The organism is Streptomyces sp. NPDC090741, from assembly GCF_044769045.1.
Taxonomy (GTDB): Bacteria; Actinomycetota; Actinomycetes; order Streptomycetales; family Streptomycetaceae; genus Streptomyces.
The window spans coordinates 434,472-449,447 of the sequence record NZ_JBIVXF010000001.1; the positions used below are offsets into that span (position 1 = coordinate 434,472).

Annotated in this window: 16 protein-coding genes; 8 read left to right on the top strand and 8 right to left on the bottom strand. The window is 70.5% G+C overall.

The genetic code is table 11. From position 1 onward, the window contains the following. Positions 1-24: 24 nt before the first annotated feature. A complete protein-coding gene (locus tag ACIQU4_RS01955; protein ID WP_403724589.1) occupies positions 25-348 on the bottom strand; it encodes a plasmid stabilization protein in 324 nt (107 codons plus the stop codon). Between the two features lie 128 nt (positions 349-476). Between ACIQU4_RS01955 and ACIQU4_RS01960 the strand changes: the two genes are divergently transcribed. Further along, on the top strand, positions 477-872 hold the full coding sequence (locus tag ACIQU4_RS01960) for a DUF6479 family protein (protein ID WP_403724592.1): 396 nt from the start codon (positions 477-479) through the stop codon (positions 870-872). A 54-nt stretch (positions 873-926) separates the two neighbouring features. On the opposite strand, the gene ACIQU4_RS01965 is transcribed toward ACIQU4_RS01960, so the two are convergent. Next, positions 927-1,724 carry an ATP-dependent DNA ligase gene (locus tag ACIQU4_RS01965; protein WP_403724595.1) on the bottom strand — a complete coding sequence of 266 codons (798 nt, stop codon included), beginning with the start codon at positions 1,722-1,724 and terminating at the stop codon, positions 927-929. A 448-nt stretch (positions 1,725-2,172) separates the two neighbouring features. Here ACIQU4_RS01965 and ACIQU4_RS01970 point away from each other — a divergent pair, with 448 nt between their 5' ends. From ACIQU4_RS01970 to ACIQU4_RS01980, 3 genes are read left to right on the top strand one after another with little or no spacing between them, the layout of a single operon-like run. Beyond that, positions 2,173-2,556 (top strand): hypothetical protein, encoded by a 384-nt coding sequence (locus ACIQU4_RS01970; protein WP_403724598.1) that lies wholly within the window; start codon positions 2,173-2,175, stop codon positions 2,554-2,556. Between the two features lie 33 nt (positions 2,557-2,589). Beyond that, positions 2,590-4,848, top strand: a complete 2,259-nt coding sequence (locus tag ACIQU4_RS01975; RefSeq protein WP_403724601.1) for a DUF6571 family protein — start codon at positions 2,590-2,592, stop codon at positions 4,846-4,848. A gap of 4 nt (positions 4,849-4,852) precedes the next feature. Further along, the gene (locus ACIQU4_RS01980; RefSeq protein ID WP_403724604.1) at positions 4,853-5,896 is read left to right on the top strand and encodes a hypothetical protein; all 1,044 of its coding nucleotides are present in this window, start codon (positions 4,853-4,855) and stop codon (positions 5,894-5,896) included. 12 nt (positions 5,897-5,908) lie between these two features. Here ACIQU4_RS01980 and ACIQU4_RS01985 read toward each other — a convergent pair whose 3' ends face one another. Together ACIQU4_RS01985 and ligD are read right to left on the bottom strand one after the other, a co-directional pair. Beyond that, positions 5,909-6,811, bottom strand: a complete 903-nt coding sequence (locus tag ACIQU4_RS01985) for a DNA ligase (protein ID WP_403724606.1) — start codon at positions 6,809-6,811, stop codon at positions 5,909-5,911. A gap of 155 nt (positions 6,812-6,966) precedes the next feature. Then, positions 6,967-7,872: a non-homologous end-joining DNA ligase gene (gene ligD / locus ACIQU4_RS01990; RefSeq protein WP_403724609.1), complete on the bottom strand. Its 906-nt coding sequence runs from the start codon at positions 7,870-7,872 to the stop codon at positions 6,967-6,969. 31 nt (positions 7,873-7,903) lie between these two features. Here ligD and ACIQU4_RS01995 point away from each other — a divergent pair, with 31 nt between their 5' ends. Next, entirely contained in the window at positions 7,904-9,022 is a 1,119-nt protein-coding gene (locus tag ACIQU4_RS01995) for a Ku protein (RefSeq protein WP_403724612.1), read from the top strand. Between the two features lie 111 nt (positions 9,023-9,133). Here ACIQU4_RS01995 and ACIQU4_RS02000 read toward each other — a convergent pair whose 3' ends face one another. Continuing rightward, positions 9,134-10,018 (bottom strand): nuclease-related domain-containing protein, encoded by an 885-nt coding sequence (locus ACIQU4_RS02000; protein ID WP_403724614.1) that lies wholly within the window; start codon positions 10,016-10,018, stop codon positions 9,134-9,136. 182 nt (positions 10,019-10,200) lie between these two features. Between ACIQU4_RS02000 and ACIQU4_RS02005 the strand changes: the two genes are divergently transcribed. The 3 genes from ACIQU4_RS02005 (at position 10,201) to ACIQU4_RS02015 (ending at position 12,880) form a co-directional block, all read left to right on the top strand. Then, positions 10,201-10,803 carry a hypothetical protein gene (locus ACIQU4_RS02005; RefSeq protein ID WP_403724616.1) on the top strand — a complete coding sequence of 201 codons (603 nt, stop codon included), beginning with the start codon at positions 10,201-10,203 and terminating at the stop codon, positions 10,801-10,803. Between the two features lie 71 nt (positions 10,804-10,874). Further along, on the top strand, positions 10,875-11,600 hold the full coding sequence (locus ACIQU4_RS02010) for a hypothetical protein (RefSeq protein WP_403724618.1): 726 nt from the start codon (positions 10,875-10,877) through the stop codon (positions 11,598-11,600). After that, positions 11,597-12,880, top strand: coding sequence for an ATP-binding protein (locus ACIQU4_RS02015; protein WP_403724619.1), 1,284 nt, complete (start codon positions 11,597-11,599; stop codon positions 12,878-12,880). The genes ACIQU4_RS02010 and ACIQU4_RS02015 overlap by 4 nt, the downstream gene beginning before the upstream one ends. On the opposite strand, the gene ACIQU4_RS02020 is transcribed toward ACIQU4_RS02015, so the two are convergent. The 3 genes from ACIQU4_RS02020 to ACIQU4_RS02030 are packed head-to-tail and all read right to left on the bottom strand — an operon-like array spanning position 12,877 to position 14,868. After that, positions 12,877-13,161, bottom strand: coding sequence for a hypothetical protein (locus ACIQU4_RS02020; RefSeq protein ID WP_403724622.1), 285 nt, complete (start codon positions 13,159-13,161; stop codon positions 12,877-12,879). The two genes, ACIQU4_RS02015 and ACIQU4_RS02020, sit on opposite strands and share 4 nt — an antisense overlap. A gap of 10 nt (positions 13,162-13,171) precedes the next feature. After that, positions 13,172-13,888 carry a TetR/AcrR family transcriptional regulator gene (locus ACIQU4_RS02025; protein WP_053689378.1) on the bottom strand — a complete coding sequence of 239 codons (717 nt, stop codon included), beginning with the start codon at positions 13,886-13,888 and terminating at the stop codon, positions 13,172-13,174. A gap of 29 nt (positions 13,889-13,917) precedes the next feature. Next, entirely contained in the window at positions 13,918-14,868 is a 951-nt protein-coding gene (locus ACIQU4_RS02030) for a diiron oxygenase (RefSeq protein ID WP_403724625.1), read from the bottom strand. Between the last annotated feature and the right edge of the window lie 108 nt (positions 14,869-14,976).

Sequence of the window (14,976 nt, forward strand, 5' to 3'; positions counted from 1 at the left end):
CGGGGCGTTGCGGCTCAGCCGGGCTCAGCTGCCGAGGGCGCGCCTGAGCTGCGTCTTGTTCATGTCGGAGCGGCCGCGGATGTTTCGGCGCCTGGCCTCCGCGTAGAGCTGTTCGTACGTCGGCCCCTGCGCCCCCGAATGGGAGTGCAGGCCGCCGCGCCGTCCGGAGGACATGTCCTCCAGCGACTCCCTGCTCGCGGTCTCGGACTCGCCGGCCCGGGCCCGTTCCTTGTTGACGGTCCGGGCGGCGATCTCCTTGGCCCGCTGCTCGGACTCGCCGCGCTGCTCGGCGCTCTCCTTGATGCGCTCGTACTGGCGCTCTCGTTTGGGTGAAGATCCGCGGGGCATTTTGCGGCTCCCTTCGGGGCGGTCGTCCCGGCGCCTGCCCTCGATTCGGCCCGCTAGTCATGCGTTGATCAGAAGGGGGTCTTCCTGCCTTTACGGCGAAACAGCCCCTATCGGGGAAAATAGTGCGTATGGATATGACCCTGAGTCTGGACGAGACCGTGACGCACATCGTGTGGTTCCTGGTCGTCGGGATCGCTGTGGTCGCCTTCCTGCTCGCCGGCTTCAAGCTCGGCCAGCGGGTCCGGGCCAAGGAGCCCCCGCCGCCGAGCGCGGAGAGCCAGCCGCACCTGCCCGCCGGCGGCGCGGTCTACGAGGTCCGCGAGGAACGCGACCAGGTGGAGATCCCGGAGGGTGGGCTGCGCCCGCACGAGATGCAGGGCTACGGGAACTTCGGCTCCACGACCTCCAGCCATCCGGAGGAGGTCCGGGCCGAGCGGGAGTCCGGCTGGAAGCAGGTGGAGGGGCCGAATCCGCACGTACAGCCCGGCGCTCCCCCCGACGCGGGGCGCGGCGCGCACAGCTGAACCCGGCCCGCGAGATCCTGGCCTCCTCCGACCCGCGCCACGCCACGGCGCGGGTCAGAGTTCCGTCCGCAGCCTGAGCACCTCCGGCGGCGGGTGCCGGGCCGTCGAGGGGTGGCGGACCTCGGCCGTCAGCGGCGGGTCGAGCGGGCGGTACGGCACCTCGCCGAGCCCGATCGCGGTGACCGTGGCCCCACCCGCCCGAGACCCGGCCGGGGTGCGGGCGGGGGCTTCGCGCTCCGCGACCGCCGCCACCACGTCCGCCCGCAGCGCCGCCGTCAGCGGGCTCGACACCAGCGGGATCCCGTCCCCGACCGGCAGGACCAGGACCAGCGCGAGCGGGCGGCGCGGGGTGCCGGTGTACCCGACCACCGCCGCGTCCCGCACCTGCGTGTGCCGCAGCTTCTGCCAGCCGCGCCGGCCCGCCGGGTACGTCTGGTCCAGCCGCTTGACGACCAGCCCCTCGATGCCACTGGCGGGCAGGGTCTCGTACCAGGTGGCGGCCAGTTCCGGGTCGGTCGTCATCGGGACCGGCTGCAGCGGCGGGCCCAGCGGGAGCAGCAGGTCGACCAGGAGCGCCCGGCGCCGCTCGTAGGTGCGCCCGCGCAGGTCCAGCCCGGCCAGTTCCAGCACGTCGAACGCCGCGTACGAGGCCGGCAGGCTCTGGGCGAGTACGGCGGCCCGCGCGGCCGTGGCCGCCGCCCGGCGCTGGACGAGCGCGAAGTCCGTACGGCCGGCGTGCCAGACCACCACCTCACCGTCGAGGACGGTCCCGGCGGGCAACTGCCGGGCCGCCGCCGCCAGATCGGGGAAGGCGGCGGTCACGATACGGCCCGAGCGCGCCTGCAGCGCCAAAGTCCTCTCCCGCCTCGCACACCGCGACGGGCCCGGCGCGCGGCCGCAGGACTGAGTCTGCGCCGGAGCGACGGTGCAGCCGCGAAGAGAGTCCAAAAGACGGATTGCTCGCGCTCGGACTGCCGCGCGAAGCCCGAGTTCACGGACGGGCTCCGAGCGCGACGGGACAGCGGTGCACCTGGCTGCGGTCGCCGAAGATGCGAGGGCGCGCTGACCATCCGGATCGCCGGTCGTGCAGCCTGACCTTTCACCTCGCTGGTCACGGTCCGACGGGTGGTGCGGCACGGTCATCAACGCGATCGGACACTGCGCGACGGATCTCCGTGCGGGCAAGCCACGGCGAGCCACAGCAGGCCTCGCGACTGACCGGCGGCCACCGGCACGGCGGGCTTGGCACGTGTGCAGTTGCCATGCCTATGATCATCCGAGGTCGACGGGGGGGCACAACATGGGGGATTTCGGCCAGGATTGGCGTCAGTCGCACTCTGGTGCGGGCAATGAGCAGGTGCACATGCGGTTGAACGGCACAGGTGCTCCGGCGGGGCCGCCGACGCCTGGGGGATCGGGGACGTTCGGGTCCACACCGGCGGAGAAGAACGCGGCTGCGAACACGATCGAGAACGAGCTCGAGGACAAGACGAAGACGGCCACGGAGCACTCTGACGAGGCGACCAACACCGCGGTCAAGGGCCTCGACGGATGGGACACCGCAGCGGGCCTGAAGAAACTCTCGGATACCTGGGACAGGCAGGTCATGGTTCTGATGCGCATTGACATCGGGCTGGGTGACCAGTTCCGTCCGATCGGCCAGTCAAAGCTTCACGGGGTGTAGGGGTAGTTGCAGGTGCTGACGTACCACGAAGTGATGACGACGGATCTGGGCCTGCTGATGGCGGCGGCCGACAAGTGGGAGTCCATGGCCGGTGAGATCAAGAAGGTCGAAGTCCGGTACGGCGACAGCGTCCAGAAGATCACCATGGGCCAGAACTGGAGCGGCGTCAGCGCCGGCGTCGCTCACACGAACTTCGCCGCCACCCGGTACGAGTACTCCGCGGCACAGATCCAGGCCAAGGCCATAGCCGGACTGCTGCGAGACGCCCACGGCCAGTTCACCGACCTGAAGAACAGACTTGAGACGGCGCGGGAGAAGGCGATAGCCGCGGGCATGATCGTCTCCGAACAGGGGGACGTCTCCTTCGACTACGCCAAGCTCACCCCTTCCGAGCGAAGCGCCTACCAGCACGATCCGGACGGCAAGGCCGAGGTCCAGAAAGCCGTCACGAAGTGGCAGCAGCACCTCGACGACTGCGTGAAGGTCGTGTCAGAGGCCGACCAGGGCGTCAAGATCGCGCTTGACGCGGTGGGTGTCGACAGCAACAAGGACGCCTTCGGCAAGGGCAACGACGAGACGTACAACGGCTTCAATGCCGGCGCGCAGGGGGACATCGAGGTCTACGAGGCCCGTAACGCCGAGGACATCGCCACCCGCATCAACAGCGGCGAGGAGGTCTCCGCCGCCGACTACGCCGAGCTGAACCGTTCCTTCCGTGACAACTCCTCGCGTCCCGAGTTCACCCAGACCTTCCTGAACGGCATGGGCGCCGAGAGCACGCTGAAGTTCACGAACAGGCTCACCGATCACGCGTACGGCGACGACAAGGGCAACAAGCAGCGCTACCTGGACCTGCAGAAGGGCCTCGCCAACTCGCTGGCGAACGCGATGCAGGACCCGAAGTCCGCGTTTTACAAGAACTTCCGCACGGACCTGAACAAGGCCGGCCTCGCCACCTACGACCTCAAGCAGATCGGCGACTACACGCTCGGCCGGAGCCACGGCCAGCAGGTCCACGGGTATCAGAGCCTGGCCACCCTCATGCAGCACGGCGACGGGTACTCCACCCCCTTCCTGCACGACCTGGCCACGGACATCCGTAAGGCCGAGGACAAGAGCCAAGGCGGCAACCCGGATATCTGGGACCTCACGGGCGACTTCAGCGGTGACAACAGGGGCTGGTTCGCCAACGATCCCCTCGACGGCGTCCTCGGCATCATGTCGAAGAACCCGGAAGCCGCCATCTCCTACCTCGACCCCGGCCCTGACGGCAAGAACGACAACCTCCAGTACCTGCTCAAGGACCGCGACTGGAACCACGTGGACACCACCACATGGATCGGGAACAGTGAGCGCGTGACCGCCGACGCCTTCGACAAGGACGTCCGGGCGGGCCTGGGACTCATCCTGGAAACCGGCACGACCGGCCACCTGCCGGGATCTCCCGGCACGGAGATCACCCGGCATTCCGAGGCCGAAGCCCGCATCATGCACGACGCCGTCAACCTCTTCGACTATGGCGACGGAAACGGCAAGGACGACAAGGGGGAGCTGAAGGGGCAGGGCGACACCGTTCTGAAGGGGGAGGAGTACGCGAACGTACGCGGACCGCTTGCCCGTGCTCTGTCGTCCTACTCCCCGGACGTCGTGGACATCATCGCCGGCGAGGGGCCCGGTGACAGGGTGGGCAAGGACGACGCGCTGGCCGCCGGCGACGACTCCAGGATCCAGAACAGCAGAGGTAGTGTGCTGCGTGTGCTGAGAGGAGTGTCCGAGGATCCGGAGAACTACTTCCTCCTCCACGAGTCTGAGCGCCGCTATATGGCGGAGCAACTCACCACCTCGGACCTCTCCGATCCCGAAGCCCTCAAGAACCGAGCGGCCAAGATCGGCGAGGTCAACGGCGCGATCAACGCCATAGGTGGCGACATCAAGCTCAGTGAACGCGATGCCGTCCTGAGCGCGGCTGGCGACAAGAGGGTGTACGGGTACCACGTCATCGGCGGCGCCATCACCGGCATACCCGTCGTCGGAGACCTCGCCCAGCGGACGGTCGACGGGGCCTGGAACGAATGGCTCAAGGGAATCACCGCAGAACAAGGCCTGCTGGCACGCGAGCGCATCAGCTCCGCCAACGACGCCGCGCAGACAGATCTCGACAAGTTCTTCCAGAGCTGGGGAAACGAAACCCACCAGTCAGCGACCAGCGTCGGAGCGGCCCAGCGAGAAGCTCAGCAGAGTTACACCGGTGGGCGTGAAAGTGCCTACCTCGCCTTGCGAGAGAAGAAGTAATCTTATGCCTCTGCGTACTCGAATCGGTCGGCGAACCACGCGCACAGGACTCGCCACGCTCCTCGCCCTCGCCGGCTGCGCCGGACTGCTCATCTGGTGGAACACCGACGTAATGGGCCAGGGCCGCTTCTGCAACGGCGCGCTTGCCTCATCCGAGCTGAGCCCCGTGCTGGACGGTCCCGGCAGGCTGACCGTGAAGAGTGTCTACGAGGGGTCGGATCCGTACGGTTTCTCGTGCACTGTGCAGCGCACCAGCAGGTTCCTGGAAGCCGACCAGCCCGAGATGAAGGCGGAACTCTCCTTCGACACAGCCGACTTCGCCATCGGCTCACGTCTGTGGAAGGACCCGTCGGCCTCCTCCTACTTCGTGGGCGGCGCCACCGGTGCCGCCTCCGAGACCCAGGCATGGGTCCTGCTTCCCACCAGCTGCGCCGACAAGACTCCGCCCGGCTTCCAGCGCGCGAACGTACCGGCACTCAAGGTCGACCTCACCCACGGCCGGGCCGCCCGCGAAGATCTGGCCCAGGCCGCGATGAGCGCAGCCCGGCACATCGCCGAAGGGCTCGGCTGCACGGACAGCAGCGCATTGAAGGCTCCGGTGCAACTACAGGGTCCGTCCGGCTCCGGAGAACCACAGCCCACCGACCCGGCCAACGCCTGCGGCATGGCCGGCTTCAGACTGCCGGAGGCCGCTCTCCTCAAGGGGAAGGCGGAACCCGGAACCGAGCGAGTGACCGGAAGTGACTCCAAGACCAGGGTCTGCGAGCTGACCCTGAAGGGTCCTGGCGCACCTCACATCACCCTGGCCGCCAGCGAGGATCCCCTCCTGACCCAAGGGGTACGCAGAGATGACACAGCCACCCCGCAAAACACCCGCACCGTCAGCACCTGCACCGCGGGGGACCTGTACGTCGCCATGAGCTACGACGACACGTACCGCGACCTGCTGCTGGATGCGGGCAGCGCCTCGCAGGAACAAGCCCGAACGACCCTCTTCAAGGCATTCTTCGACACGGTGGCCAAGGACCGAGGGTGTAGGACCAGCTGACAGGTCGCCGCCTCATCCCTCGAACCGGACACGCACGAACTTCGCTGTCTCGTGGCGGCCGGCCGTCTGGCGTACCTCAACCAGGACGGGCTCGATCAGTAGGGTGACGAGCCCGTGGTCGGGATGTTCGGTCCGCTCTCCCAGGAGGCCGCGTACCGATTCGCTGACCTGCCGAGCTTGCATTCCGGTCAGACGCGGTGACGTCTTCACGGTTCGGCCGTCGGGAAGCTCCACGAGAAGGGCATGCGGTCGCTGCTGCGGACCGAACACGCCGAGGAGTCTGCCGTCACGGGTGTCTGAGTGCCTGATCTTTCTCCAGGCCCACGTTTCCCCCGACTGATAGGTCGAATTGAGCGCCTTCGCCACGATCCCTTCAACGCCAACAGCCCTCATTCCGCGAAACCAGAGGCGCGCGGTCTCCTCGTCCAACGTGGCCAGCACACGCTGAAGGGGTGGCTCGGCGTCACCCAAGGCCCCGCTGAGAAGCTCCCATCGCTCCCGCAGCGGAAGGCTTCTGACGTCCGTCCCCGGGATGGCGAGGATATCGAAGGCGATGTAATAGACCGGAATTCCTGACCGTTCGCGATCGGCGCGCGAACGAAGCAGATCAGTGAAGTTCAGTCGCGCGTCGCGGTAGGCGCAGAGCTCTCCGTCCAGAACGGTTCCGGGTGGCAACGTCTCCTGCAGGTGTGCGACAACCAGAGGAAACTCTGTGGTGAGGTCCCGCCCGGATCTCGACTGCAAGAACGCTCTACCGCCTTCCAGGATGAAGGCGAGTGCGCGGAATCCATCCAGCTTGAGGGAGTACTGAAGACCGCCTGGGACGCTGTCCTGCTCGGGGATCTCATCAGCCGGACGCGGACGCATGACATCGAGGGGTGGGTGGAGGACCACCGTCTGCGAACTCTCATCCATTCCTCAAGGGTCAGTCTGCCTGGCCCTCGGGACGGAGTGGGGCTCGCTGGTCCGGCCGGTCTGTCACCGAATCAGCCTCACCTTGCGAGGCTCGAAGGTCATTCACAGACCTCACCGACCTTCCACACCTTCCGCTTGTCGGAGCGCGACGCGGATCATGGCCGGGCTCCGGGGGGTGCGGGCAGCCGGTGGGCGCGGTCGGGGTCCGTCAGCGGGCCGAAGAGGTCGCCGTCACGCTCCAGCCGGGGCGGGATGTCGTCGGCGAGGAAGACCAGGTCGGCGGGGGCGCGGCAGGCCGCGACCTCCTCCCAGGAGACGGGGGCGGAGACCGTCGGCCGGGCCCGTGCGCGCAGCGTGTAGGGGGCGGCTGTGGTCTTGGCGGCGGCGTTCTGGCTGTGGTCGACGAAGACCTTGCCGGGGCGCAGGGCCTTGGCCATGCGGTGCAGGGCAAGGTCGGGGAGCGCGCGCTCGGCCTCCTGGGCGAGGCTCTTCGCGTACGCCGACACGCGGTCGGACGGGGTCGGTTCCAGGGCCACGGCCAGGTGCACGCCCTTGGAGCCGGAGGTCTTGGCGTACGCGTCCAGCCCGTCGGCGGCGAGGCGCTCGCGCAGCCACAGCGCGACGGCGCAGCACTCGACGGCGGTGGCGGGGGGCCCGGGGTCGAGGTCGATGATCAGCCGGTCGGCGACGGCCGGGCTGCCGGCGGGCCACTGGGGGGTGTGGAACTCGACGACGAGGTTGGCGGCCCACATGAGGGAGGGCAGGTCCGTGATGACCACCTGCTGCGCGGAGAGGTCCTCGGAGCGGGGCACCGGGGTGGTTTTCACCCAGGCGGGGGTGCCGGGCGGTGGGTTCTTCGTGAAGAAGAGCTGGCCGTCCGGGCCGTCGGGATAGCGCAGGAAGGACACCGGCCGGTTGTGGACGTGGGCCAGCAGCGGACCGGCGACGGTGGCGTAGTAGTGCAGCACCTCGCCCTTGGTGTAGCCGGTCTCGGGGTACAGGACCTTGTGCAGGTTGGAGAGCGGGATGCGACGCCCCTCCACCATGGTGATCGGCGTCATACGATGAGATTGCCATGAATCGGGAGGAACCGTGCGATCCATCTGGAACGGGGCAATCTCTTTCGGCTTGGTCAGCATTCCGATCAAGCTGGTGAACGCCACCGAGAGCCACTCGATCTCCTTTCGCCAGATCCACCTGAGCGACGGCGGACGGATCCGCTACCGCAAGGTGTGCGAGCTGGACGGCGAGGAAGTGGCGACCGCCGAGATCGGCAAGGGGTACGAGGAGGCGGACGGGTCGATCGTCCCGATCACGGACGAGGACCTGGCGCAGCTGCCGATCGCCACGGCGAAGACGATCGAGATCGTGTCGTTCGTACCGGCGGACGAGATCGACCCGCTGCAGATGGATGCGGCGTACTACCTCGCGGCGAACGGGCCGACGGCGGCGAAGCCGTACACCCTGCTGCGGGAGGCGCTGAAGCGGAGCCGGAAGGTCGCGATCGCCAAGTACGCGCTGCGGGGGCGGGAGCGGCTCGGCATGCTGCGGGTGGTCGACGACGTGATCGCGATGCACGGGCTGCTCTGGCCGGACGAGATCCGGGTGCCGGAGGGGGTGGCTCCGGAGGGGAAGGTGTCGGTGCGGGAGGCCGAGCTGGACCTGGCGGACGCGCTGATGGCGACGTTGGGCGAGGTGGAGATGGACTCGCTGAAGGACGAGTACCGGGAAGCCGTGGAGGCGATGATCTCGGCGAAGTCGGAGGGCGCGTTCGAGCCCGCGGCGCAGGCCGAGGTGGAACCGGCCGGCGGGCAGGTCATCGACCTGATGGCGGCCCTGGAGAAGAGCGTGAGCGCGGCGAAGGCCTCGCGGGGGGAGGCGGGCCCGGAGGCGGAGGTCACGCCGATCCGGCGGAAGACGGCGGCGGCCGCGCCGAAGGCGGTGGGCGGGAAGAAGTCCACGGCCGCGACGAAGAAGACGGCGGCCTCCGGTACGAAGAAGACCGCGTCGGCCAAGTCGACCTCGGCCAAGTCCACTGCGGACGGGTCGACGGCCACCAAGTCCACCGCCGCCAAGTCCACCGCCACGAAGTCCGCGGCCACCAAGTCCACCGCCAAGTCCGCCTCGAAGGCCTCCTCCAAGGCGGCCTCGGCGAAGAAGACGGCCGCTGCGACGAAGAAGACGGCCCCGCGCAAGCGGGCCTCGGCCTGAGGGCGGGCCGGGGGTGGGCCCGCGGCCCGCCCGCGGCCCGCCCGCGGCCCGCCCGCGGCCCGCCCGCGGCCCGCCCGCGGCCCGCCCGCGGCCCGCCCGCGGCCCGCCCTTTCAGCGTTTCCCGGAACTCCGCCCCGGCCCCCGGTCCTCAAGCGCCGGACGGGCCGGGAGGAACCGGCGCCGCGGGCGGTGCGCAAGGGGCGGGAGCCAGGTGCGGGCGTCGCGCGCCTGGGTGAACAGGGCTTCCGTGTCCGGGGGTTTGAGGGTGATCGGGGCCGACGCGAGGTGCGCCCGGGCCGTGGCCGGCTCCAGGACGCGGATGTCGCGGACCGTCGGGGCCACCTCCACGCGGGAGGCGTCGACCAGGGCCAGGGCCGGCAGGACCGGGGCCGCGAGCGCCCGGGTGGCCGCGGCGGCGGCCCGGCGGATCCAGCGCGGGTCCTGGCGCGGCTCGGCCCGGCCCACCGTCAGCAGCAGGTCCCCGACGGCCGCACGCTGGCGGCGGCCCGGGAGCGTACGGACGCAGAAGATCCCCGCCGGGCCCATGAGCAGGTGGTCGATGGTGCCCAGACCCGGGAGCGGGACGCCGTGCAGGACCCGCCAGCCGTCCGGTTCGAGGGAGTCGAGGAGGTCGCCCATGCGCTGCTGGGCGGTCAGGTCCTGGCGCATCCGGTGCCGGGCCCGGGTGCCCACCGAGCCGTGTTCCAGTTCGCCCAGCAGGAGTTCGCCGGGGCGGTTCGCAGCCAGGTCCTCGTCCGGCGGAAGGGCGAGTCTGCGCAGGTCCGCCGGTGTGGGCACCGGCGGCGGACCGACCGTGTACGGGCCGGCGATGTACGGGCGTAACGCCGCCACGACCGCGTCGCGGTGCTGGTCGGCGAGCACGCTGATCCGGTTGGTCTGCCGGTCGTACCAGGCCACCGCCTGGCCGTCGGGCAGGTTGACGTAGAGCCGGCCGCGGCCGGGGCGGCCGCTCGGCAGCACCTTGAGTCCCCGCATGGACCTCACCCCCCGCCGTACATGGGAGCAGCCCGGACGCCTCGCGGCAATCCCCCGGTGGAGTTCTCGACCGTGTAACAGCTTCTACGGGACTCCGCCGGGTGCCTGTTACAAGCTCATCGCGGTACTGACACAGCAGGCTCCTAGGTTTGTCGCACCTGGACCGGACCGAAGGATTTCCCGTGAGCACCGTCGACCGCCGCACTCTCGTACGAGCCGCCGCAGTGACCGTCTGCGCCGGAACCCTCCTCGCACTGCCCGCCGCGGCCGCACTCGCCGAGGGGTTGCCCGCCGCGTCGGCGGCGCGGTCCGCGGGTGCGCCCCGGACCCTGGTCAAGAGCCTCGCCCTCGCGGACGGCGTGTCGAGGGCGAACGTCTACCGGATCGCCGAGGGCGGCTTCCAGGCCGACATCCTGGCCGCCGACGGCGTCAAGGCGGCCACCTTGACCAGCCGTGACGGGGTCGCCGGCATGGGCCGCTCGGGCGCGCTCCACGCGGCCCTGCAGCCCGACGGCCGGCTCTCCTCCTGGGTCGGCGAGACGGGCGGCGCGAACGGCCACACCGCCACGCCCGTCGCCGACGGGTACAAGACCGGGATCCGGGACGGCCGGGTCGTGCAGGCCTCGGCCGGGCACGCCCGCACGGTCGCCGGCGGGACCCTGGACGCGCTGGCCGAAGGGCCGGGCGACGGCGTACTGCTGCTCGCCGCGGGCGGCGGGATCGCAGCCGTGGGCGCGGCCGGGCTCGGTTTCGCCATGCTGCGCCGCGGCCGTACCGAGGGCTGATCCGCGACCGCTCGGGAGGCCCCGAAGGCTCCCTAAACGGTCATATCTCTGCATAAGGCTAAGATGCGCCGATGACCCGCGCCGCCCTGTTCGCCCTGCCGCTGCTCCCGCTGCTGCCCCTGCTCGCCGGCTGCGGCGACACCGGCGGTCCGGTGGGCGCCGGTGTCACCCCGACCGCGAGCGGGCCCGTACATCTGTGGCCGGAGCGCAAAGGGGCCTCCGTACCGCCCGCCGATCCCGGCGGTGCGCCGCCCGAGTACGTGCAGGGGCTGCCGCCCGTGACGGACCAGAACGTGCACGGGGTGGATCCGGTGGCCCTCGTCCAGGCGGAGCTGGCCGCCCACCCGAACACCGACGTCGGCCCGGACGGGATGCCCCCGGAGACCGTCGCGGCGATCAAGGCGTGCGGGCGGGCGGGGCAGCCGGGCGAGAAGTGCCCGGTGCTGGCCCCGTACTACCGGGACCTGACGGGCAACGGCCGCGACGAGCTCGTCATCGGCATCGAGATGCCGGACCGGATGATGTCCGTACGGGCGTACACGGCGGATCCGGACGGACGCCTCAACCGGATCATGGCGACCACGCAGACAGTCGTCACCGTGGAGCTGGCCGGGCAGGACGTGGTCCTGCGGGTGCCGAGCGGCAATCCGGGCTACGAGCTGATCACCGCGTGGTCCTGGGACGAGAAGCAGCGGACGATGCTGCCGACGCGGGAGCAGATCGTACGGCTGCCGGGTACGGTGCAGAGCCCCTCCCCGTCCCCGCCGCTGAAGCCGTCCGCCGAGGGGACCCCGTGAAGGGGGTGCAGGGGCGGCTGCCCGCGTGGACGGCCACGCTGACCTGGAAGTCCGGGCTGTTCATCGTCGTGATGTGCTGTTCGCTCGCGGCCGTGCTCGGCGCGCTGGTGCACGTGGAGGTGACCCGGCAGACCGTCGCGGCGGCGCGGGACAAGGCGTTGGAGAAACTGCACGACGTGTCCCGCGAGTACGAGGCCGGCGAGGCCCTCCCGCCCGACGCGGGGATCGACCCGGCGGGGCTGCCCCCGGCGCTGCGCGCCCTGGCGGTGTCCGGGCAGCGCGCGACGATGGTGGCCGAGTACGAGGGCCGGCCGACGATGTGGGCGGCGGCCCCGGCGGACGGCAAGGTCCTGGCGACGGCCGTGGACTATGCGCAGAGCGCGCGGACGATCAGCGGCCTGGACAACGCGATCATCGGATCGTCCGTGCTGGCGATCGGCGGAACGCTGCTGGTGGGCGCCTTCGCGGTGACCCGGGTGACGCGGCGGCTGCACCAGACGGCGACCGTGGCCCGGCGGATCACGCAGGGCGATCTCGACGCGCGCGTGGACGATCCGCGGACGAAGGACCCCTCCCGGCACCAGGACGAGGTGGCGACGGTGGCGGGGGCGCTCGACACGATGGCCGGGACCCTGCAGGCGAAGCTGCTGAGCGAGCAGCGGTTCACGGCGGACGTCGCGCACGAGCTGCGCACGCCGCTGACGGGTTTGCAGGCGGCGTCGGAGCTGCTGCCGGAGGGGCGTGCGACGCAGCTGGTGCAGGAGCGGGTACGGACGATGCGCGGGCTGACCGAGGACCTGCTGGAGATCTCGCGGCTGGACTCGGGGCGCGAGGTGGTGGAGACGGATCTGCACCAGCTGGGGCGCCTGGCGAGGCGGGTGGTCCGGGCGTCCGGGACGGAGACGGAGCTGGTGGTCGTCCGGGACGCGCACGTGGAGACGGACCGGCGCCGGCTGGAGCGGGTGCTCGGGAATCTGGTGGCCAACGCGCACAAGCACGGGCGGGCGCCGGTGGCCCTGACCGTGGACGGTCCGGTGGTGACCGTACGGGACCACGGGGACGGGTTCCCGGAGTACCTGATGGCGCACGGCCCGCAGCGGTTCCGGACCGGGGGCGTGGGGACGGGCAAGGGACACGGGCTGGGGCTGACCATCGCGGTGGGGCAGGCGGAGGTCATCGGCGCGCGGCTGGAGTTCCGGGAGGCGGAGGGCGGCGGGGCGCTGGCCGTCCTGACGCTCCCGGAGCCCCCGCCGGACACCGTGCAGGGGGTCGCCCGCTAGGGGGTGTCCTGCCGCGGCGGGGTGGGCTTCGTCCAGGGCCAGCGGAGCCTGGGCTTCTGCCCGGACGGGGCGTACGCGTACTTCCAGCCCTTCTGCAGGTGCAGCCGCTTGGAATAGCCCGCCGCGACCCGCTCGTACAGCAGGACCGTCGCGGGGCCGCCGCCCGCCGACGGGACCGGGATCTCGTACCACTTCGGCGGGTGGCCGGTCGGGCCGAGGAGGATCGGCAGGACCCGGCCGTCCATCGGGCCGCCCTCGAAGGGCGTGGGTTCGCTTCTCACCCCACCAGTGTCACAGCAGGTGGGCGGCCTCGGAGACCACCGGGATCACGCGGCGGGCCAGGACTCCGACCGGGCCGTCCGCCGATTCCAGGGCCAGCGCGGCCCGCGCCGCGGCGGCGGTCTCCGGGTCGGTGGCGGCCGTCGCCGTCAGCAGGGCTATGAACTGGTCGACCAGCCAGTCGCGCAGCGCCGAGACCTCCGGCTGCTTGCCCTCGTCGATCCAGATCAGGGAGGCCGCCTCGACCGCCGTGATCCAGGTGCGGACCATCATCCGCAGCCGCGGGCCGGGGGCCGGGACGGCCAGGTGGTAGAGGATCTGCTGGGCCGCGGCCCGGCGGATGCCGTCCACCGTGGCCGTCGTACGGGAGGTCTCGACGACGCTGCCGCCCTGGAGGAGGGCCGAGAAGCCCGCGTCGTGCTCGTCCACGAAGGCCAGGTAGCGGTCCAGGGCCCGGGAGAGGCGCTGGGTGAGCGGACCGGCCTGCGGTTCGGCGAAGCACTGCTCCAGGAGGTCGGCCGCCGAGCGCAGGGCCGCCTCGTACAGCTGCTGCTTGCCGCCCGGGAAGTAGCGGTAGACCAGGGGCCGCGAGACGCCCGCCGCCTCGGCGACGTCGTCGAGCGAGACCTCTTCCGGGGCCCGGTGCGCGAACAGCGACAAGGCGGCGTCGAGGAGCTGGGCCCGTCGCTCCTCGACGCTCAGCCTGCGGTACGCGCGTACGGTCGTCATGCCCGCAGGGTAGCCCCGAAACAGCCGGTTCAGGCGAGGAGTCCCGAGCTCTTCCAGAGCCTGCGGCCCACGCCGCGCAGGACGCCGATGTCGTCGAGGAAGTCCGTGAGCCGCTTGGCGCCCGTCTGCATGACCTCGCGCCGGTGGCCGCTCGCCTTGACCTGGGCGAGGGCCTCGCGCCGGTCGAGGCCGATGTTCTCGTAGACCTGCGGGTTGACGAAGGCCGTCGAGAAGACGCGGGCGGCCTCGCCGCAGCTGACGCGGGTCAGCTCCTGCTCCCAGCGCGGGGCGCCTCGCATCTGGCGGCGCAGCTCCTCGCGGGCGTACCGGACGTGCCGGGCCTCCTCGATGACGTGGATGCGGGTGACGCCGCGGACGAGGGGCTGGACGCGCTCGTCGGGGAAGGTCAGGCGCTGCATCCAGTCGAGGATCTCCTCGCCGAGGAGGGTGCAGGCGAAGGAACCGGGGGTGGTGGAGACCGTCTTGAGGATGCGGGCGAGGTTGTGGTTGGTGCGGGAGACGGGGTAGGCGGGGGCGCCGGCCTTCTCGATCATGCGGGCGAACATCATGGAGTGGCGGCACTCGTCGGCTATCTCGGTGAGTGCGTACCGGACGTGATTGCTGGTCAGGGACTTGTCGTAGATGTGCCGGACGAGCAGCTGCATGAGGATGATCTCGAACCAGATGCCGAGGGAGCCGAGGGCCGCGGCCTCGTGGCGGGAGAGGTCGATGCGCTGCTCCTCGCCCATCTTCTTCCAGAGCGGGGTGTCGTAGAGGGAGAGCAGCTCGGGCGGCCAGTAGTACTTGCCGTCGACCGTCGGGGCGTCCCAGTCGAGTTCCTTGTCGGGGTCGAAGGAGTGCTTGGCCGAGGATTCGAGCAGCCGTGCGGCGACCTGCTCGCGGTCCTTGAGGAGGCCGAGCGCGTCCTGCAGCGCGTTTCGATCGGTCAGGGTCGTCATGGCTTCGGGTACCTCGCTCATCGGGTTACCGGCGGTCAACAGTTATGAGACTGCTTGTCAGCAAGACCGTCAATCCCCTGCGCACGACTTGTTGACCCCGCGTCTACCAACGTGTGACGCTGCCAACCA